Origin of the sequence: Achromobacter sp. SD115 (assembly GCF_017355315.1) — a bacterium.
In the GTDB taxonomy this organism is placed as follows: Bacteria; Pseudomonadota; Gammaproteobacteria; order Burkholderiales; family Burkholderiaceae_B; genus Achromobacter; species Achromobacter xylosoxidans_B.
The window spans coordinates 433,922-453,431 of the sequence record NZ_JADIJM010000002.1; the positions used below are offsets into that span (position 1 = coordinate 433,922).

Annotated in this window: 21 protein-coding genes; 8 read left to right on the forward strand and 13 right to left on the reverse strand. The window is 67.0% G+C overall.

The features are described 5' to 3' along the window. Positions 1-60 precede the first annotated feature (60 nt). From IPU70_RS04275 to IPU70_RS04295, 5 genes are all read right to left on the reverse strand, one after another. A complete protein-coding gene (locus IPU70_RS04275; protein ID WP_207465194.1) occupies positions 61-648 on the reverse strand; it encodes a YigZ family protein in 588 nt (195 codons plus the stop codon). A gap of 99 nt (positions 649-747) precedes the next feature. After that, positions 748-1,554 (reverse strand): transporter substrate-binding domain-containing protein, encoded by an 807-nt coding sequence (locus IPU70_RS04280; protein ID WP_207465196.1) that lies wholly within the window; start codon positions 1,552-1,554, stop codon positions 748-750. A gap of 18 nt (positions 1,555-1,572) precedes the next feature. Next, positions 1,573-2,346, reverse strand: a complete 774-nt coding sequence (locus IPU70_RS04285) for an ABC transporter permease (RefSeq protein WP_013394058.1) — start codon at positions 2,344-2,346, stop codon at positions 1,573-1,575. After that, positions 2,343-3,341: an ABC transporter substrate-binding protein gene (locus tag IPU70_RS04290; RefSeq protein ID WP_013394059.1), complete on the reverse strand. Its 999-nt coding sequence runs from the start codon at positions 3,339-3,341 to the stop codon at positions 2,343-2,345. The genes IPU70_RS04285 and IPU70_RS04290 overlap by 4 nt, the downstream gene beginning before the upstream one ends. Positions 3,342-3,413: 72 nt before the next feature. Continuing rightward, the gene (locus IPU70_RS04295) at positions 3,414-4,184 is read right to left on the reverse strand and encodes an ABC transporter ATP-binding protein (protein ID WP_013394060.1); all 771 of its coding nucleotides are present in this window, start codon (positions 4,182-4,184) and stop codon (positions 3,414-3,416) included. Positions 4,185-4,436: 252 nt separating this feature from the next. Here IPU70_RS04295 and IPU70_RS04300 point away from each other — a divergent pair, with 252 nt between their 5' ends. From IPU70_RS04300 to IPU70_RS04330, 7 genes are read left to right on the forward strand one after another with little or no spacing between them, the layout of a single operon-like run. Beyond that, positions 4,437-5,678 (forward strand): CaiB/BaiF CoA-transferase family protein, encoded by a 1,242-nt coding sequence (locus IPU70_RS04300; protein ID WP_207465198.1) that lies wholly within the window; start codon positions 4,437-4,439, stop codon positions 5,676-5,678. Positions 5,679-5,727: 49 nt separating this feature from the next. Then, entirely contained in the window at positions 5,728-6,693 is a 966-nt protein-coding gene (locus tag IPU70_RS04305) for a tripartite tricarboxylate transporter substrate binding protein (RefSeq protein ID WP_207465200.1), read from the forward strand. Positions 6,694-6,705: 12 nt separating this feature from the next. Beyond that, on the forward strand, positions 6,706-7,188 hold the full coding sequence (locus IPU70_RS04310; protein ID WP_207465202.1) for a MaoC family dehydratase: 483 nt from the start codon (positions 6,706-6,708) through the stop codon (positions 7,186-7,188). After that, positions 7,185-7,967 (forward strand): enoyl-CoA hydratase/isomerase family protein, encoded by a 783-nt coding sequence (locus tag IPU70_RS04315; RefSeq protein WP_207465204.1) that lies wholly within the window; start codon positions 7,185-7,187, stop codon positions 7,965-7,967. The genes IPU70_RS04310 and IPU70_RS04315 overlap by 4 nt, the downstream gene beginning before the upstream one ends. Before the next feature lie 20 nt (positions 7,968-7,987). After that, positions 7,988-8,383: a Zn-ribbon domain-containing OB-fold protein gene (locus IPU70_RS04320; RefSeq protein WP_207465206.1), complete on the forward strand. Its 396-nt coding sequence runs from the start codon at positions 7,988-7,990 to the stop codon at positions 8,381-8,383. Beyond that, positions 8,380-9,537 (forward strand): thiolase, encoded by a 1,158-nt coding sequence (locus tag IPU70_RS04325; RefSeq protein ID WP_207465207.1) that lies wholly within the window; start codon positions 8,380-8,382, stop codon positions 9,535-9,537. The genes IPU70_RS04320 and IPU70_RS04325 overlap by 4 nt, the downstream gene beginning before the upstream one ends. Positions 9,538-9,554: 17 nt before the next feature. Beyond that, complete coding sequence (locus IPU70_RS04330) at positions 9,555-10,331, forward strand: SDR family NAD(P)-dependent oxidoreductase (RefSeq protein ID WP_207465208.1); 777 nt, start codon at positions 9,555-9,557, stop codon at positions 10,329-10,331. A 41-nt stretch (positions 10,332-10,372) separates the two neighbouring features. Here IPU70_RS04330 and IPU70_RS04335 read toward each other — a convergent pair whose 3' ends face one another. From IPU70_RS04335 to IPU70_RS04350, 4 genes are all read right to left on the reverse strand, one after another. After that, a complete protein-coding gene (locus tag IPU70_RS04335) occupies positions 10,373-11,977 on the reverse strand; it encodes an ABC-F family ATPase (protein ID WP_207465210.1) in 1,605 nt (534 codons plus the stop codon). 162 nt (positions 11,978-12,139) lie between these two features. Beyond that, positions 12,140-13,144 (reverse strand): MDR family oxidoreductase, encoded by a 1,005-nt coding sequence (locus IPU70_RS04340; RefSeq protein WP_207465212.1) that lies wholly within the window; start codon positions 13,142-13,144, stop codon positions 12,140-12,142. Positions 13,145-13,172: 28 nt separating this feature from the next. Further along, positions 13,173-14,144: a tripartite tricarboxylate transporter substrate binding protein gene (locus IPU70_RS04345; RefSeq protein WP_207465214.1), complete on the reverse strand. Its 972-nt coding sequence runs from the start codon at positions 14,142-14,144 to the stop codon at positions 13,173-13,175. A gap of 66 nt (positions 14,145-14,210) precedes the next feature. Further along, positions 14,211-15,419: a CaiB/BaiF CoA-transferase family protein gene (locus IPU70_RS04350; RefSeq protein ID WP_207465216.1), complete on the reverse strand. Its 1,209-nt coding sequence runs from the start codon at positions 15,417-15,419 to the stop codon at positions 14,211-14,213. 149 nt (positions 15,420-15,568) lie between these two features. Between IPU70_RS04350 and IPU70_RS04355 the strand changes: the two genes are divergently transcribed. After that, positions 15,569-16,516: a LysR family transcriptional regulator gene (locus IPU70_RS04355; protein WP_207465217.1), complete on the forward strand. Its 948-nt coding sequence runs from the start codon at positions 15,569-15,571 to the stop codon at positions 16,514-16,516. 21 nt (positions 16,517-16,537) lie between these two features. On the opposite strand, the gene IPU70_RS04360 is transcribed toward IPU70_RS04355, so the two are convergent. The 4 genes from IPU70_RS04360 to IPU70_RS04375 form a co-directional block, all read right to left on the reverse strand. After that, positions 16,538-17,575 carry an LD-carboxypeptidase gene (locus tag IPU70_RS04360; RefSeq protein ID WP_207465220.1) on the reverse strand — a complete coding sequence of 346 codons (1,038 nt, stop codon included), beginning with the start codon at positions 17,573-17,575 and terminating at the stop codon, positions 16,538-16,540. After that, positions 17,572-18,063, reverse strand: a complete 492-nt coding sequence (gene tadA / locus IPU70_RS04365) for a tRNA adenosine(34) deaminase TadA (protein WP_013394074.1) — start codon at positions 18,061-18,063, stop codon at positions 17,572-17,574. Before tadA ends, IPU70_RS04360 begins: the two co-directional genes overlap by 4 nt. A 10-nt stretch (positions 18,064-18,073) precedes the next feature. Further along, positions 18,074-18,922, reverse strand: a complete 849-nt coding sequence (locus IPU70_RS04370) for an HAD family hydrolase (protein ID WP_207465223.1) — start codon at positions 18,920-18,922, stop codon at positions 18,074-18,076. A gap of 102 nt (positions 18,923-19,024) precedes the next feature. Continuing rightward, the gene (locus tag IPU70_RS04375; protein ID WP_013394076.1) at positions 19,025-19,507 is read right to left on the reverse strand and encodes a hypothetical protein; all 483 of its coding nucleotides are present in this window, start codon (positions 19,505-19,507) and stop codon (positions 19,025-19,027) included. Between the last annotated feature and the right edge of the window lie 3 nt (positions 19,508-19,510).

Below are 19,510 nucleotides of genomic sequence, written 5' to 3' on the forward strand. Positions count from 1 at the left end.
ACGGGTCATGCGCGCTGAATACCTGGCTTCTTGCCTGGGCGTTCTCGCGCTGCACCCGTACTACGATTCCACTTCCCAGGCGGCTCGGCCGCGGGTGATGTTGGCGACCGTTACCTCCAGGTCCGCGACCGCCGCGCGCGGCAGCGTGAACCGCAGCGCAACGCCTTCTTCATTGAAGTCTTCCTGCAGGATCGCCGCGCCTGCCTGAGCCAGGCGCGACTTCAGCAACGCCAGTTCGCCGAAGCTGCAAGCGCAGGCGACCGTCGCCAGATCCACGATCTCCGTGCGCTCTCCCAGCCGCAGGCAATTGGCGGCGCAGCCCCCGTAGGCGCGCACCAGTCCGCCTGCACCCAGTTTGATGCCCCCGTACCAGCGCACTACCAGCACCGCCACACGATCCATGTCCTGGCCTTCGATGGCTTGCAGGATGGGACGTCCTGCCGTGCCGCCGGGCTCGCCGTCGTCATTGAAGCGATATTCCTGGCCGATACGGTAGGCCCAGCAGTTATGTGTCGCTTCCGGATCGCTGTGCTGGGCAAAGAAGCGCATGGCTTCGTCCACGCCGGACACGGGCGCCGCATACGCGACGAAGCGGCTTTTCTTGATGTCTTCCTGGTAAGTGCAAGGAGCGGTCAGCGTGTGCGTCATGACCGGCATTGTATGTGCTGGCACTGTCGCCCAGTGCCATGCCGAGGGCCCGCAGCGAGCGTCTCGCAGCGCCAGGACGCAGCCAAACAGGAGGCCGGCCTAGCCGTGGCAGTCCGGCACTTCCTGGTCCAGGTACACGTCGAAGGCCACGTCGCGCGCCCATTTCGCCGTCATCGCCTTCCAGGCGCCGGCACGGTCCCAGACGCGCATTTCCTGGCCCAGCCAGTTGCGGCTGGCAGAGTCGGACGCCGGCAGCAGCCACACGCGTTCACGCCTGGCACCATCGGCCGCCAGCGTCGAGGAGAATTTCTTCCATTCCGGGAAGCGCACCAGCGGCTCCCAGACCGCGTCGTCCACCAGCCCGATATCGCAGCTGCCTTCGCGCACGGCGACCAGCGCATCGGACGGCACGCGATACGTACGCACCACTGCGCCCCAGCTCTCGGCCAAGGCCTTGGAAGCGGTCGCGGCCTCGGCCATGCAGACGCTGCGCCCGCGCATGTCGGCGGGCCGGCGCAGGCTGGTGTCGCTGCGGATGACGGCCTTGGGCCGCGCGGCATAGCCCGTGGCTTGCGCACCGACCATATCGGGCAAGCCCGAGGCGTCATCGGCCAGGACCAGGTCGACCTGCCCTGCCGCCAGCGCGGCGGCGGCCTGTTCCCGTGGCAGTTGCAGCAACCGCACCGGCAGTCCCAGGCTTTGCCCCAACCTGTCGGTCATGGCGGCATCCAGGCCATCCGGCGTGCGGATCTTGGCGCCAGCCGCGGGCGGCGGCGCCAGATAAGGCACGCCCACCACCAGTTCACCGCGCGCCCGCGCCGCCGCGAAGGCTTCCGGCTGCGCCTGCACGAGGCCGGACGCAGCCAGGCAGGCGCCAAGGACGAAGAGACGGATGCGGTCGATCATGCGGGACTCCTGTCGCCCTCAGACGTACTGATAGCGCAGCAGGCGATGCTTGAGGTTTTCAAGCACAAACTGGTCGATCAGCGCGGCTAGCACGGCGATGACCAGGATGTTGGTCATGACGCCGGTCATGTCGGCGATCTCGCCCGAATAGGCCAGCGAACGGCCCAGGCCCTTGCCGAAGCCGATCAGCATTTCCGCCGAAATCAGCGCGCGCCAGGCATTGCCGAAGGCCAGCTGCGCGCCGGTGATCAATTCAGGCATGACGGCCGGCAGGTAGACCCGCTTGACGAGGCCCCAGCGCGTGGCGCCCATGACGCGCGCCGCCGACACGTGCACGCGCTGCACGGATTCGGTGGCGTTCATCACGCTGAGCGCGGCCGGGAAAAACGCCGACAGCGCCACCACTACGATGATGGGCGTGTTGCCAAAGCCCATCACGATCAGGAACAGCGGCACCCAGGCGATCGACGGAATCGACTGCAGGATGACGATGGCGCTGCGCAGGACTTCGCGGAAGAAGAACAGCACCGCCGCCACCAGACCGAAGCCGATGCCGGCGGCCAACGCCAGGCCGTAGCCCGCGCCCAGCCGCCCCAGCGTACCGAGCAGGCTCTGGTGGAACGATTGCTTGCCCAGGTCTTCGAACAGACGTTCGACGACCGCCGGCACGCCCGGCATCAGGAAGTCCGGCAGCGCGAACGCCGCCAGTTGCCACAGGGCCAGGATGAACAACACGCCCAGAACGCCCGCGAAATGCTTGCGGGCGCCGGTGACTCGGGTAGATGCGCTCAAAGCTTGCGAGCCTCTTGCCAGGACAGGTCGACGATGCTGGAGACGTCATACGGCTTGCCGTCGCGCGTCTTCAGCGAACCCTGGGCTTGCAGGATATCGGCGATTTCCTGCATGCGGCGGGTGTCCTTGTCGGTCAGCTTGGGCGTGAAGACCTGCGTGCCGATGGCTTCGGCGATGACGGTCTCGCGCGGCAGTTCGCCTCGTGTCAAGGTCTTGAGCGTGGGTTCGGCAATGAAATACGACGCGATCAGCTTGGAAGCCTGCGCGGGCTCCTTCTGCAGCAGCTGGATGGCCTGGTTCTGCGCGTCCAGCGCCTTCCAGACGTCGTCCTTGCGCTTGGCCAGCGTTTCGCCGGAGGTGATCACCACCATGCACGGGAACGGCCAGGCCTGGCCCACTTCATAGATCTGCTTGACCGGCGCGATCAGCTGCGCGATGCGGTCGTAGGGTTCGAACAGGAAGGCCGCGTCCACGCGCTTACCCACCAGCGACTGGACCGCCACGGCCGGGCTCACGCCCATGACGTTGACGTCATCGGCGGACAGGTTGCCCTGCTTGAGCACTACGCCCTTCAGGACCACGTCGGCGGTGCTGCCTTCGGCCTGGGACGCCAGGGTCTTGCCCTTCAGCCCCGCAATGTCCTTGATGCCGGAGTCGTCGCGGACGATCAGCGAGTGGTAGCCCTGCTGCGCGCCGCCCACCACCTTCAGGTCCGCGCCCTTGGACGCCCAGGCCACGGCGTTGGTGAAGCCCAGCACGCCGATGTCCAGCTGGCCGCCGACGATGGCCTTGATCAGGTCGGTGCCCGACTTGAACTCGATCAGCTCGGAATCCAGCCCGGCCTTCTTGTAGTAGCCACCCTCTTGCGCAACGATGGCTTGCGCATCGTCCATCACGCGCAGATAGCCCACGCGGAATTTCTCGGCGGCCATGGCGGGGGCCGCCGCCAGCAACGCCGCGGCCAGCGGCAGGGACAGCCATTGCTTCAATTTCATGGGAAGTGCTCCAGGGGTATGCAGGGCTGGCCGGCGCGCAGGCGCCGGCAGCAAGGATTCAGGTCAGGCGTGTCAGGCGGCCAAGGCCAGGTCGGCGTGCTCGCTGGAGCCGTCCACCGCGATGCCGAGCAGGCGCAGGATCTCGCGCTTCTCGGTAGCCAGACCGGACAGGTCATGGGTCTTTTCGCGGTGCGCCAGGTTGAATTCGCGCAGCACGCGAGCCGGTCGCGGGCTGAAGACGATGATGCGGTCGGCCAGGAACAGGGCCTCGTCCACGTCGTGAGTGACGAGCAGCACCGTGGGCTTTTCCTGGGCAATCAACTGGCGCAGCACGTCCTGCAGGCTGAGCCGGGTCAGCGCGTCCAGCGCGCCGAAAGGCTCGTCCATCAGCATGGTCTGGGGCTGGGCGATGAAGGCCCGCGCCAGCGCGGCGCGCTGACGCATGCCGCCGGAAACCTGATGCGGGTAATAGTGTTCGAAGCCGGCCAGGCTGACGCGCGCCAACCACTGGCGGGCGGCTTCGCGGGCGCGGGCCTTGGGCGTGTTCTGGAATTCCAGCGCCAGCGCCACGTTGTCTTCCAGCGTCAGCCAGGGGTACAGCGCATGTTCCTGGAACACCAGGGTACGGCTGGGATGGGGGCCTGCGACCGCCTTGCCGTCGGCCAGCACGCTGCCTTCGGTGGGCTTTTCCAGACCCGCCGCCAGATGCAGCAAGGTGGACTTGCCGCAACCCGACGGGCCTACCAGGGCGACCAGTTCGCCGGCCTTGATTTCACTGGTAAAGCCGTCCACCACGGGCAATTCGCCGAAGTGCTTGTGGACATGGTCGAAGGTCAGGTTCATGGAACGTATCGTCGCGGGCCAAAAAATGAGCCTCCAATCTAACAATTCGTTATATGAATCCAAACTATCAATATTGAATGTCTTAACTTCTTTTCGTAATAAAGATCGGGGCTGCGCTGGCGGGGCGGTGGGCCTAGAGGGACCCGCAATAGCCAAATCGAATCGATAACGCTCAAAACGATATTGGACCCCTGCCCCCTCCGTCATTAAGGTGGGCCCAGACATAACGGGGTCCACCCCGATCGGAGCGACATGGAGCGAGACCACACCGCCGCCGCGCAACCGCGCGGCGCGCTATCCCATTTGAAGATCCTGGACCTGACGCGCGTGCTGGCCGGCCCATGGGCGACGCAGACGCTGGCGGACATGGGCGCGGACGTCATCAAGGTCGAACGCCCCGAACACGGTGACGACACGCGCGGCTGGGGGCCTCCCTTCCTGACCGGCGCCGACGGCGCCGAAACCCGGGATTCGTCCTACTTCCTCAGCGCCAACCGCGGCAAGCAGTCGATTACCGTGGACCTCGCCACCGCCGAGGGCCAGGCGCTCATTGCGGAACTGGCGAAGGATTCCGACGTGCTGGTCGAGAACTACAAAGTCGGCACGCTGGCGCGCTTCGGGCTGGACTATGACAGCCTGCGCGCCATCAATCCGCGCCTCATCTATTGCTCGATCACGGGCTTCGGCCAGGACGGCCCCTACGCGCCGCTGCCGGGCTACGACTTCGTGTTCCAAGGCATGGGCGGGCTGATGAGCATCACCGGCGATCCGGCCGGCGAACCGATGAAATCCGGCATCGCGATCAGCGACCTGCTGACGGGCGTCTATGCCAGCACGGCGATCCTGGCCGCGGTCGAACACCGCCACGTCAGCGGCGTCGGGCAATACATCGACATGTCGCTGCTGGACTGCGTGATCACGATCTCTTCCTACCAGGCCATCAACTACTTCCTGTCCGGACGGGTACCGCAGCGCATGGGCAATGCCCATTCCAACATGGTTCCCTACCAAGTGTTTGCCTGCAAGGAAGGTTCGGTCATCCTCGCGGTCGGCAACGACGGCCAGTACCGCGCATTCTGCGGCGCCATCGGCCGCGATGACCTGGCCGCAGACGAACGCTACGCCACGGCCGGCCAGCGCAACCGCAACCGCGACACGCTGATTCCCCCCATCGCCGAGGCCATGCTGGCGCGCACCATGCAGGAATGGGTGCAGATACTGCAGGCGGTGAACGTACCCTGCGGCCCCATCTACAACATCGAGCAGGTCTTCCAGGACCCGCACGTGCGCCATCGCGGCATGCAGCTGTCGCTGCCCCACGCCGCGGGCGTGGACACGCCGGCCGTGGCCAATCCCATCCGCATGCGCGACACCCCCATGCGCTACGACCGGGCCGCGCCCACGCTGGGGCAGCACACCGACAGCGTGCTGCGCGAACGGCTGGGCCTGGACGACAGCCGCATCGCGGAGCTTAAAACCCGCGGAATCATCTGACCCCAGCCGCCGGACAGGCGGCCATGACAACACCCCAGGAGACACCACCATGCGCATCATTACCGCCGCGGTCTGCGGCGCCCTGACACTGGCGGCCGTCGCGGCCGCGCCTGCGTTGGCCCAGGACGGGCCGGTCCGCTTCATCGTGCCCTACCCGCCCGGCGGCGCCGCCGACCAGATCACGCGCCTGGTCGCGCAGGAAATGAGCAAGGACGGCGCCGCGGTCATCATCGTCGAGAACAAGCCCGGCGCCGCCGGCATGATCGCGGCCGACTACGTCGCCCGCGCCAAGCCGGACGGCAAGACCTTCTTCGTCGGCTCCAACGCGCCATTGGTGGTGAACCAGGCGCTATACGCGAAGATGACCTACGACCCGGCCAAGGACTTCGTGCCGGTCTCGGGCATGGCCAAGTCGCCGCTGCTGCTGGTGGTGCGCCATGACTTGCCGGCGCGCGACGTGAAGGCCCTGATCGCCCTGGGCAAGCAGTCCCCCGGCAAGCTGACGATGGGCTCGGCCGGCACCGGCAACATCACCTATCTTGCCGGCGAGTACGCCGTCAGCAAGCTGGGCTTCCAGGTCACGCATGTGCCCTACCAGGGCAGCGCGCCCGCCATCGTCGGCCTGATGCGCAGCAGCACCGACATGATGTTCGATGCGCTGCCCTCCAGCATGGCCCAGGCGCAGGCCGGCAAGATCCGCCCCTTCGCCGTGCTCGATGACAAGCGCTTCGCCGGCCTGCCCGACGTGCCCACCGCCACCGAGCTGGGCTACGCCGGCATGGACGCCAGCGCCTGGTTCGGACTGGTGGCGCCCGCCGGCACGCAACCTGCTGTCGTACAAAGCATGAACCGCGGCGTCAACCAGGCGCTGCAGCAGCCGGAGCTGCAGCGCAAGCTCACGCAGATCGGGGCGGTGACCATGCCGGGCGACGCCCAGGCGTTCGCCGCCTTCGTGCAGGCGGAGCGCGACCGCTGGTTACCGGTCGCCCGCGACCTGGGCCTGAAGGCCCAGTAGAGGGAGTCCGCCATGATCACCTTGGACTCCATCGAGGCGCTGCGCGTCTTTTCCGGGCAGCCTGCCGCCCTCACGCCCTGGCAGACGGTAGACCAGGACACCATCAACCGCTTCGGCCTGGCCACCGGCGATACGCAGTGGATCCACATGGATCCGCAACGCGCGCAGGCCGAATCCCCCTATGGCGCTGCCATTGCGCACGGCCTGCTGACGTTGTCGCTGCTGCCCAGCCTGTACGCATCCGCCATACGTTTTCCCAACCGCAGGCTCGCGGTGAACTACGGCTTTGACCGCGTGCGATTCACGCAGGCGGTCAAGGTAGGCGCACGCATCCGGGGCGCATTCGCGCTGGCTGGCGTGGACGAGCTGCCCGACGGCCAGGCGCGTCTCGCCTGGGACGTACGCATCGACATCGACGGCGAGGAACGGCCCGCGCTAGTCGCGCGCTGGCTCACGCAGATCGCGTATCACCCAGCCCAAAAGGAGCAGGCATGACACTGAAGATCACCCGCCACGGCGCCACCGCCGTGCTGGCCATGGACCGGCCCGATCAGCGCAACGCGCTCAGCCTTGAGATGCGCGACGCGTTCGCGCGGGCCCTGCCGGAACTGCGCGAGGACGACGGCATCAAGGCCGTCGTGCTGACGGGTTCAGGCGGGCATTTCTGCGCCGGCGGCGACATCAAGTCCATCGCCCAGGCGCATGCGGCGGGCCTGGACGCCTTCGAAGGACGGGAACGCATCCGCAAGATCCACCGCTGGTACGACGCGCTGGTGGATCTGGAAAAACCGGTCATCAGCGCGGTCGAAGGCATTGCCTTCGGCGCCGGCCTGTCGCTGGCGCTTTGCGCGGACTATGCCATCGCGCGGCGCGGCGCCACCTTCTGCGCGGTGTTCGCCCGTATCGGCTATGTGCCCGACATGCTGGGCATGTATTTGCTGCCGCGCGCGGTCGGCCTGGCGCGCGCCAAGGAGCTGGTGTTCACCGCCCGGGTCTGCGAGGCGGAGGAGGCGCTGGAACTGGGCCTGGTGCAGGCCTTGTGCGACGGCGATCCGCTGGAACAGGCGCTGGCCATGGCGGAACGCTTCCACGCGGCGCCGACTCAGGCGCTGGGCCTGGCCAAGACCATCATGAACCGAACTTTCGAGTCCAGCCGCGAGGACATCTACGCGCAAGAGGCCATGGCCCAGGCCATCTGCCGCGACAGCGCGTTCCATCGCGATGCCGCCCGGCGTTTCGTGGAAAAACTGCCGCCTGCCTACAAATGGGATTGAACGACAAGGGATTGAACAACATGCCGACAGAAACCCAAGCTGCCGAACCCGGCCCCCAGGCCCGCTACGAGGCCTATCTGGACGAAGGCCGTTTCATGCTGCAGCGCGACCGCGCCAGCGGCGAGTTTTTCTTCTATCCGCGCGTGGCCGCGCCGCGCAGCGGCTCACGCGACCTGGAATGGGCCCCGCCCAGCGGGCTGGGGCGGATCTACGCCACGACCGTGATCCATCCACGTCCGCCCGAAACGCCCTACGGCGTGGTGCTGGTGGACCTGGACGAAGGGCCGCGGCTGATGTCGCGGCTGGACGGCGTTCCCGCGCAAGAGCTGCGCATCGGCGCCCGGGTGCGCGCCCGCGTCATCCAGGAGGCCGGACGCGGCGTGCTGGTATTCGAACCCACGGCGGAGCAGGCATGACCCAAGACCGTTTCCCGCGCGGCAAGGCCGCCATTGTGGCCGGCGCCACCTACGGCATAGGCCAGATGCCCGGCATGAGCTCCATGGACCTCGCGGTCCAGGCCAGCCTGGCGGCCCTGGACCAGGCTGGCCTGCGCCCCGACCAGGTCGACGGCCTGTTCATCGGCCTGCCCGACGACTTCATGTCCGGCCTGGGCTTTGCGGAATACCTGGGCATCTCGCCCCGCCTGACCGATAACAACCGCACCGGCGGATCCTCCTTCCTGACCCATGCCATGTGGGCCGCGCTGGCGCTGGAGGCCGGTCAATGCGACGTGGCGCTGATCGCCTACGGCAGCAACCAGCGCAGCGGCGCGGGCAAGCTGGTCAGTTCCATGCGCCCCTCTCCCAACGAGGCGCCCTACCGGCTGGCGCGCCCCGTGGGTGCCTATGCGCTGGCGACCTCACGTTACGCCCACCAATACGGACTGAAGCGTGAACAGCTGGGCGCGGTCGCCATCGCCGCCCGCCAATGGGCCATGCTCAATCCCGAGGCCGCCATGCGCGAGCCCCTGGACATGGCGCAATACCTGTCGGCCCGCATGGTGGCCGAGCCCCTGAGCGTGCGCGACTGCTGCCTGGTGACCGACGGCGCGGCCGCCGTGGTGATGACTCGCGCCGACCGAGCACGCGACCACTGCGCCCGGCCCGCATATCTGCTGGGCGCGGCGGCCGCCACCGACCATCGCGAGATCACCAACATGCCGGACCTGACGGTGACCGCCGCCGTGCGCAGTGGCGCGCGCGCCTACGCCCAGGCCGGCGTGCGTCCTCAGGACATCGACGTGCTGGAGCTGTACGACGCTTTCACCATCAACCCCATCCTGTTCCTCGAAGACCTGGGGTTCTGCGCCAAGGGCGAAGGCGCGGCCTTTGTCGAAAACGGCCGCATCGCGCCGGGCGGCGAGTTGCCCGTCAACACCAACGGCGGCGGCCTGTCCTACGTGCATCCCGGCATGTACGGCCTGTTCACGATGGTCGAAGCCTATGTGCAGCTGGCGGGCCTGGGCGGCGCGCGCCAAGTGCCGCAAGCCCGCCTGGCGCTGGCGCATGGCAACGGCGGCGAGCTGTCCAGCCAGGCCACCCTGATCCTCGGCACGGCCGAAACGCTTTGAACCCGACAAGGAAAATCATGAATCGCACTGCTTTTCTGCTCGACCAACGCAGCATCATCGTGACGGGCGCGGCCCAAGGCATAGGCCGCGCCATCAGCGAACTGGCCATGCAATTGGGCGCACGCGTCACGGCCCTGGACATGAACGCCGATACGCTCGCCGCGTTTGAGCGCGAGGCGCCGCAAGGCCAGTTGCTGACACTGGCCGGCGACGTGTCGGACCCGGCATTCGCCGAAGCGGCGGTGGCGCAGGCCGCCAAGCGTTTCGGCACGGTCGACGGCCTGGTCAACAACGCCGGCATCACGCGCACCGCCATGATAGAAAAGATGACCCAGGAAGCCTGGCAGAAGGTGATCGACGTGCACCTGACCGGTTCCTTCCAGTTCCTGCAGGCCGTCGGCCGCCATATGCTGGCGGTAGCGCGCGAGACCGGCAAGCCCGGCGGGTCGGTGGTCAACATCACCTCGGACGCCGGACGCCGGGGCACCATCGGCCAGATCAACTACGCCGCGGCCAAGTCCGGCGTGCTGGGGCTTACCATGAGCGCGGCGCGCGAATGGGGCAAGTACGGGATACGGGTCAACACCATCGGCTTCGGCGTGGTGGAAACGCCCATGACGGAAACCATACGCGGGGACAAGTTCCGCGACACCTATCTGTCGCAGATCCCGCTGGGGCGCTTCGGCCAGCCTGAGGAAGTGGCGTGGCCGGTGTGTTTCCTGCTGTCGGATGCCGCCTCGTACATGACCGGCCAGCATCTTTATGCCAATGGCGGGATGACCATCGGCATGTAAGGCAACGCCGGGGCCGCCCCATTGGGCGGCCCGCGGTGTCCTCAGGCGTCGATGCCGCGCGAGGTCAGGTAGTCTTCGTAGCCGCCGCGGTAGTCGACGATCTCGCCCGTAGGCAGGATTTCGATCACGCGCGTGGCCAAGCCAGAGACGAACTCGCGGTCATGCGACACGAATACGAGCGTGCCTTCGTACTTTTCCAGCGCGAACTGCAGCGACTCGATCGATTCCATGTCCAGGTGGTTGGTGGGTTCGTCGAGCAGCATGACGTTGTGCCGGCCCAGCATCAGGCGGCCGAAGGTCATGCGGTTCTTTTCGCCGCCGGACAGCACCTTAGGCGCCTTGGGCAGGTCGTCGGCCGAGAACAGCAGGCGGCCCAGCACCGAACGGATGGACTGGTCGTCGTCGCCCGGCTGGCGGTGGTCGCCCATCCAGTCCAGCAGATTGATGTCGGTCTGCAGGAACTGGTCGGACACGTCCTGCGCCATGTAGCCCAGGTCGGCGTTTTCGGACCACTTCACGTCGCCCGAATCGGGCTGCAGGTCGGTGGCCAGGAGGCGCAGCAGCGTGGTCTTGCCGACGCCGTTGGCGCCGATGATGGCGATCTTCTCGCCCGCGTCGACCATGGCCGAGAACTTGCGGATAACGGGCGCGTCGTAGGCCTTGGTCAGGTTCTCGACGGTGACCGCCAGGCGGTGCATGACCTTGTTCTGTTCGAAGCGGATGTACGGGTTCTGGCGCGACGAGGGCTTGACCACGACCTGGTCGGCCTTGATGCGGTCGATCTGCTTCAGGCGCGAAGTGGCCTGGCGCGACTTGGACTTGTTGGCGGCGAAGCGGCGCACGAAGTCCTGCAGTTCGGCGACGCGTTCCTTGGCCTTGGCGTTGTTGGACACCAGGCGTTCGCGCGCCTGGGTCGAGGCCAGCATGTAGTCGTCGTAGTTGCCGGCATAGATGCGGATCTCGCCATAGTCCACGTCGGCCATGTGCGTGCACACCTGGTTCAGGAAGTGGCGGTCGTGGCTGATGATGATCATCGTGCTCTGGTAGCCGTTGAGCACGTTTTCCAGCCAGCGGATGGTGTTGATGTCCAGGTTGTTGGTCGGCTCGTCCAGCAGCAGCACGTCGGGATTCGAGAACAGGGCCTGCGCCAGCAGCACGCGCAGCTTCCAGCCCGGCGCCACTTCGCGCATGGGCAGGTTGTGCTGGTCGACGGCGATTTCCAGGCCCAGCAGCAGTTCGCCGGCGCGGGCTTCGGCGGTATAGCCGTCGTACTCGGCGAACTTGGCCTCCAGGTCGGCCGCGCGCATGTAGTCGTCTTCGGTCGCTTCCGGGTTGGCGTAGATGGCGTCACGCTCGGACATGGCGGCCCACATCTCGGTGTGGCCCATCATGACCACGTCCAGCACGCGCAGGTCTTCAAACGCGAACTGGTCCTGGCGCAGCTTGCCCAGGCGCACGCCCGGCTCCAGCGACACGTTGCCCGCCGTGGATTCCAGGTCGCCGCCGATGATCTTCATGAAGGTCGACTTGCCGGAACCGTTGGCCCCGATCAGCCCGTAGCGGTTGCCTTCCCCGAACTTGACGCTGACGTTCTCGAAAAGGGGTTTGGGACCGAACTGGATGGTGAGATTGGCGGTGGATATCACGGTGTGTTTTAGAGGCTAAAGGCGTCTGGGACGCGTGCGGGAAACCTGACATTGTACCAAGCCCGCTTGACGCCCGCCCTGCCCTGCGCTTGGCACCCCCGCAATCCATCTCGGAAGCCGGACCGGGAGCGGCCTTCCCGCCGCCCAGGCGCCTGCCCGCCGCTACCGGGTGACGTCGATGACGTACCTGCCGCGATTGCCGCCCGCCATCATTCTTGCGGCAAGCTCCGGCACCTGTCCCAAGCCAGCCGTCATCACGATGTCGGCGAACGGCGTATCGCCGTACACCCGCCCCAGCCGCTCCCAGGCCTCGCGCCGCCGCGCAACCGGACACATCACCGAGTCCACCCCCAGCAGGCGGACGCCGCGCAGGATGAAGGGCATGACCGTGGCAGGCAAGTCGACGCCGCCGGCCAGGCCGCAAGCCGCGACCGCGCCACCGTACTCCGTCGAAGCCAGCACCCGTGCCAGCACAGCGGATCCCACCGTGTCCACCGCGCCGGCCCAGCGCTGGTTCTCCAGGGGTTTGCAAGCCTGCGCCCACTCCGCGCCCGCAAGCACTTCGGACGCGCCCAACGAAATCAGATAGGGATGCACGGCCTCGCGCCCGGGCTGCACCAGCGCCGCGACCCGATACCCCAGGTGTGCCAGGAGCGCCACCGCCACGCTGCCGACCCCGCCGGACGCGCCAGTCACCAGCACCGTGCCGCTTCCTGGACCGATACCCGCGGCTTCCAGTTCCATGACGCATAGCATGGCGGTCAAACCCGCGGTGCCGATCGCCATGGCCTTGAAGCTGTCCAGGCCCGGCGCCAGGGGCACCAGCCATTCCGACTTGACACGCTGCACCTGGGCATAGCCGCCCCAATAGCGTTCGCCGACACTCCAGCCGGTCAGCACGACCGGCGTTCCGACGGGATAGTCCGGCGCGGCGGACTCAAGCACGGTACCGGCCAGATCGATCCCGGGCACCATGGGAAAGTCGCGCACGATCCTGCCCGTGCCGGTTACGGCCATCGCATCCTTGTAGTTCAGGCTGGAGTAGTCGACCTTGACCGTCACGTCCCCGGCCGGCAGTTGGGCGATGCTCAACTCCTGCAACTGGCACTGCGTCTTGCCGCCCTCCTGCGTCAGCACCAGGGCCTTGAATGGGTGGTCATGCTTCATGCTGCGTTCCTTTGTAGTTGGTTGGGTGTCAGTCCACCCGGCTGCCCGAGAGCTGCACGAGTTCGCCCCAGCTGCGGTACTCCTGGCGCAACAGCTGCGAGAATTCCTCCGGCGTATCGACGCGCGCGAACGCGCCGATGGCCTTGAGCGACTGGGCCAGCGCCGGCGTGGCGACCGCGTCGCGGATTTCCTGGTTCATGCGCTGCACGACCGGCTGGGGCGTTCCCTTCGGAAACAGCATCCCCAGCCAGGGATTGGCCTGGAACCCGGGGTAGCCTGCTTCGGCGAAAGTCGGCGTATCCGGCAGCATGGGCAGGCGCTGGCTCGCGCCCACCGCCAGCGCCTTCAGGCGGCCGGACTGGATATGCGGCAGGGTCACCGCCACTGTGTCCAGGCCGATGGCGACGTTGCCGGCGATCATGTCGGTCATGGCCTTGGCGCTGCCCTGATAAGGGATATGCGTCAGCTGCAGCTTGGCCTCGCGCTCCAGCATCACCATGCCGAGGTGCGACAGGGTGCCGTTGCCCGAAGAGGAGAAATTCAACGCGCCGGGATGGCGTTGCGCGTACTCCCGCAAGCTCGCCACGTCGCTGAACGGCTGGGCGGCATTGGCCACCAGCACCATGGGCAGGTCGGCCACCAGGCCGACGGGTTCAAAGTCCCGCAAAGTGTCGTAGCCGGTCGATTTGTAGAGGTGCGGATTGCTGACCAGCGACGCGGTCGCCGACAGCATCATGGTGTAGCCGTCGGGCGCGGCTTTCGCCAGCGCCGCCAAAGCAATGCTGCCGCCCTGCCCGGGCCGGTTCTCCACGATCACGGGCTGGTTCAATCTGGCCGACAGCCTCTCGGCCAGCAGCCGCGCCACCGCGTCCGTCGCCTGGCCGGGCGGGAAGCCCACCAGCAGCTTGACCGGCTTGGCGGGCCACTCGGGCCCGGCCTGCGCCGGCGCCGCCGCGATCAGGCCCGCCGCCAACATCCACCCTGCTGTCCATGCGCGCATCGTTGTCTCCTCCTGGTGGCGCCCGGAGCCTGTCTCGAGGCGGCTCCGTGGCTATTCGAATCCTGCCTAGATCACGCCCTGCTCCCGCAGGGCTGCCTGCTGCTCGCCGCTGATGCCCAGGCCGCCCAACACCTCCGCGTTGTGCTGCCCCAGGCTGGGGCCGGCGTGATGCACCGCGCCCGGCGTCGCCGAGAACCTGGGCACCACGCTTTGCATCCGTACCGGCCCCAGCTCTTCATCCTGCACCGAGACAATGCCCTGGCGGGCTGCGATATGCGGATCGCGGAAGATGTCGGCGATGTCATAGATCGGGCTGAAGCCGACCGAGTGCGCGTCAAGCAAGGCCCCCAGTTCGGCCAGCGTATGGCGCGCGATCGCCGCGGCCACCAGGGCATCCAGCGCCTCGCGGTTGCGCACCCGGTCTGGATTTGTCAGGTAGCGCGGATCCTGCGCCACGCCGTCCAATTCCAGCGCCACGCACAAGCGTTCGAAGATGCGCTGCGTCGATGCGGCGATCGAGGCCCAATGGCCGTCACGGGTCCGATAGACGTTGCCTGGCGCGGCGTACTGGCTGCTGTTGCCCAGCCGGCCGCGGACGATGCCCAACTGGTCGTATTCGATGGGCAGGAAGTCCATGACCCGGAACATCGACTCCATCAGCGAACAATCGATCTCCTGCCCCTGCCCCAGCGGCGCGGCTTTTTCACGGTACAAGGCGGCGACGATGCCCAACGCCCCAAACAGGCCAGCCACCGCATCCGCAATGGGAAAGCCCATGTGCAGGGGCCGGCCATCCGGTTCGCCGCAGATATTGGTCAGTCCGCTCATGGCTTCGAACACGCGGGCGAACCCCGGTTTGTTGCGGTACGGGCCGGTCTGGCCGAAACCGGTCACGCGCAGGATGGTCAACGCCGGGTTCTGCTGGCGCAGCCACTCGCCCGGCATGCCCCAGCCGTCCAGCGTTCCGGGACGGAAATTCTCCACCAGCACATCGAAATCGGGCAGCAGCCGCGCCACGATGTCGCGGCCTTCGGCGGTGCGCAGATCCACCGAAATACCCTTCTTATTGCGGTTCGCGACCTTCCACCACAGCGGCACGCCGTCCTTGTGCGGCGCCAGTGCGCGCAAGGGATCGCCCGGTCCCGGAATCTCCACCTTCAACACGTCGGCGCCCAGGTCCGCCAGCAGCGTCGCAGCCCAGGGCCCGGCCACCACGGTGGACAGATCAAGGATACGCACGCCTTTCAGCGGCCCCGCATTTTCCTCGAAACTCATCTGCTGACTCCCCTGTTTCCGGCCGGACCTGTCCGGCTGGTACCGCCATGCGCACGCATCAAGTTGGGAGAATTCTGTGCTGAAATGCTCCCATCCGGAATGGGCATTTTTAATAAATCAGTTATCTCCAATCGAGATGGGATGCAGCCATGGACCTGAAGAACCTGAGGGTATTCACGCGCATCGCCGAAGCGGGCAGCCTGACCCGCGCGGCGACGGCCCTGGGCATCGCGCAGTCAGCATTGAGCCGCCAACTGTCCGAGCTGGAACAGGAGTTCGGCGGCAGGCTGTTCTTTCGCACGGGACGCGGGGTGCTCTTGACCGAACTGGGCGAAAGCCTGATGCCGCGCGCCCAGGCTTTGCTGCTGGAGGCCGACCAGTTGCTGGAGGAAGCGCAGGCCGCCCAGCGCAAGCCTGCGGGTATCGTCAACCTGGGAGTGATTCCGTCGCTGTCGCAGCCGCTCATCGGCATGCTGCTGACCTACACGCAGGCGCGCTATCCGGGCATCCGGCTGCGGGTCTTCGAGGGTTACAGCGGGGAGATCGAGGCCTGGCTGGCCAACGGCAAGATCGACATCGGCATCTACAACCGGTACCGCGCCGCTTCCACTCGCCCGCAAGAGGTATTGTTCGAAACCGAAATGAAGCTCGTGACCAGCGCCAAGTCGGCGCTGGCCGCAAGCCGCGAACTACGCCTGGCCGATCTGGCCGCGGTGCCGCTGGCCCTGCCCGTACGTCCGAACTCCTTGCGTGCGGTGCTGGACAGCCTGACCTTGCGCGCCGGCATCGAACTGAATGTGGTGCTGGAAGCCGACTCCGGCGTCGTCATCAAGGACGCGATCCTGCGTGGCGGCCTGCACAGCATCCTGCCCAGCCACGCGGTATCAACGGAACTGGCGGACGGCAGCCTGGTTGCGATCGGTCTGGCAGATCCCGCTGTCCGGCAGACGGTACTGATGGACCTTAGCCGCCAGCGGCCCGCCACCGCGGCCACCCGGCAGCTGTTCAAGGCCTTGCCGGATCTTGCGCGGCAGGTTGTGGCCGGTGCGCCCGCCGACAAGCCGCGCCGGCCGCGCGCAGCGCCCCGGAGCGGCTGAGGTCGCGCAACGGCCCGAGGCTCAGTGCGTGTGCTCGTCCAGCACCAGGTGCGCCATGCCCTTCTCAGTGGCCAGGCCCACCTTCTGCCCGATCGGCAGGGTCGCCTTGGTCGCGACGTGGCCGTAAGGCAGGCCCGTCACCACCGGCACCTTGACCGTCTTGCGCAGCCAGGCCACCACTTCGTGCAGGTCGTAGCCGTTGTCGTGCGCGGCCAGCTTGTAGTCCGAGAAGCGGCCCAGCACGATGGCCTTCTGCTTGCCCAGGATGCCGGCCTGCGTCAGCTGGATCAGCATGCGTTCGATGCGGTAGGGATGCTCGGCCACGTCTTCCAGGAACAGGATGCCGCCGCGCACCTTGGGCATGTAGGGCGTGCCCAGCAAGGACGTCAGCATGGCCAGGTTGCCGCCCCACAGGATGCCGCGGCAGTCCACCGCATCGGCGTCCTGGGTTTCGAAGCTGAGGATTTCCAGTTCGCCGCGCATGATCTCGCCGAACAGGGCTTCGGTCAGGTCGTCGACCTTCTTGCCGCCGAAATCATAGATGGCCGAGGCGCCGGTATAGCTGACCGCGCCGGTCTGCGCCAGCAGGCCCAGGTTGAAGGCGGTGAAGTCGCTCATGCCGACGAAGCGCTTGCCGCTGTCGGCCATGGCCTTCCAGTCGATCGCAGGCAGCAGCCGGCCCATGCCATAGCCGCCGCGCGTAACCATGACGATGGGCAGCTTCTGCTTGGCGGCGCGCGTCAGGCTGGCCAGGCGCTGCGCGTCGGTGCCGGCGAAGCGCTGGTGCTCAGCCAAGGCAGTGCGGTCCAGAGCGGTCTTGAAGCCCTGCTGCTGCAGGCGCTCGCGGGCCAGTTCGACCGTGGCCGGGTCGCGCACCGCGGAGGACGGCGAGATCAGGTAGATGCCGCGGGCGTCCGGCAGCACGTGGGCGTGGCTGTGGTCATGCCCGCAGTCTTCATCACATTCGTGGCCTGCGTGGCCATGATCGTGGTTGTGGTCATGCTCGTGGGCGGCGGCTGCTTTTGCGCCGCGCGCCTTGGCGCCTTGGGATTTGCTCATGCTGCGGATTCCTTGCTGCGGCGTTCGCGGAAGAACCGGCGCAGCAATTCGCCGCAAGGTTCCGCCAGCACGCCGCCGGTGACTGAGGTGTGATGATTGAGTTTGGGGACCGAGCCTACGTCCAGCACGCTGCCGCAGGCGCCGGTCTTGGGGTCGTAGGCACCGAACACCACGCGGGCGAGCCGCGCGTGCAGCATGGCGCCAATGCACATGACGCAGGGCTCCAGCGTCACATACACGGTGATGCCCGGCAGGCGGTAGTTTTCCAGCGCGCGCGCGGCGCCGCGCAAGGCGACGATCTCGGCGTGGGCGGTGGGGTCGTGGTCGATGATGGTGCGGTTGTAGCCCCGCCCCAGGATATCGCCCTGGGCCGACACCACCAGCGCGCCCACGGGCACCTCGCCGATGTCGTAGGCAGCCTGGGCCTCTTGCAGCGCCAGTTCCATGAAGCTGGCGTCCTGCGCGGTCCAGGGTTGAACCGCCGCCAAAGGGACTGCTTCAACCACGGTACACCCGGGACTTCAGTGCGATGCGGCCGGCCAGGCTGGTCACGGCTTCTTCCAGCCATTGGTAGAGTTCGGCCTGCTCGTCGTAGCGGGCCTGGTTCAGGTTCGATACCCGGCCCTCTTCGATGAAGCCCCAGGCCCGGCTGCGCTTGTCACGATGCTTGGGGTCCCAGACGCCGAAGGCGAAGCCGCCGGCGCGGCGGATCAGCGAAAAGCACGGAATGTCGGTGTAGCCGTCGCCGACGAACACCATCTGGTCGAACGGCACGCGCAAGCGGTCCTCGGGCACCTTGCGGTTGACCTCGAAGGGTTTGTTGCGGAAGTCGCGGCCGATGATGCCTTTCTGGATATGGAACAGGTAGCGGGTCTTGTCGGTGAAGCTGACGATGCGGCGCGGAAAGGCGATGCCGCCGTCTGCGCCGTAGACGAATTCGGACGCCCAGATCTCGGTGAATTCATGCGCGATGGGCGTGGAGCGGACCACGTCGCCGATGCCGCTGGAGATCAGGTAGAACTCCAGCTGCACTTGCGGCTGCTCGGCCCGCACCGCGGCGCGCAGGCGCTGGAACAGCGTGGGCACGCCATCGTGCAGTTCCAGCCGCGCGCCCCAGTCCTTCAGGCGTTGCTGCGTGATGAGGCCATGCTTGCCCGATTGCGACAGCTGGATCATCTGGTACAGATAGGCGGGCACGGGGTCCCAATCCTGCTGCGACAGCAAGGGATCGACCTCATCCTTCCAGAAGGATGCCGTGTCCACGCCCATGCTTTCCAGGAAGCCGGACGTGCTGTCCGAGGCCAGCGTGTCGTCGAAGTCGAATATCAGGGCGATGACGTCGGACATGTATATGCGTGAAAAAGGGGCGACAGCCGCCATTTTGCCTGAATGTGGCGGCGGCTGCGCCCCTGTGGGCCCGGATGCAGGCCCTGTGCCCGACCCGTCCGCTTACTGGCGGACCGGCGCGGTCATGGGCGCCGCGGCGGGCGCGGGCGCCATGCCCGGCGCGCCGGCCGCGGGCGGCACCGTGTCGGCCGGCACCTGGATGACGGTTTCACGCAGCACGCCCCCGCCCTGCACGCTGCCGCGCACATTGGTGGGCGAAGTCATCTGCGTGACGCAGTCTTGGCGCGACGCGGCCGGCAGGCGGTTGCAGCGGTCCAGCATGTTCTGCTGCAGCTGGTCGGTGCCGCCGTCCTTGAGATTGTTGCGGCCGCTCTCTTGCCGCGCCGCGCCGGCTTCGCGCATGCAGGCGGCCTGGTCCTGGCCGGTGGCGCCGCTCTTGCAAGCGGCGACGTCCTGCTGGTACTGGGACTGGGCTGAGCCGCGGCCGCTCGCATCAGCCGCGTGGACCGCTCCCGCGGCCAACATCAGGCCTGCAGCGCAAAGCGTCGCCGCGAGGCGTTTGGTATGCATGGGACGTGTAGTCATGGT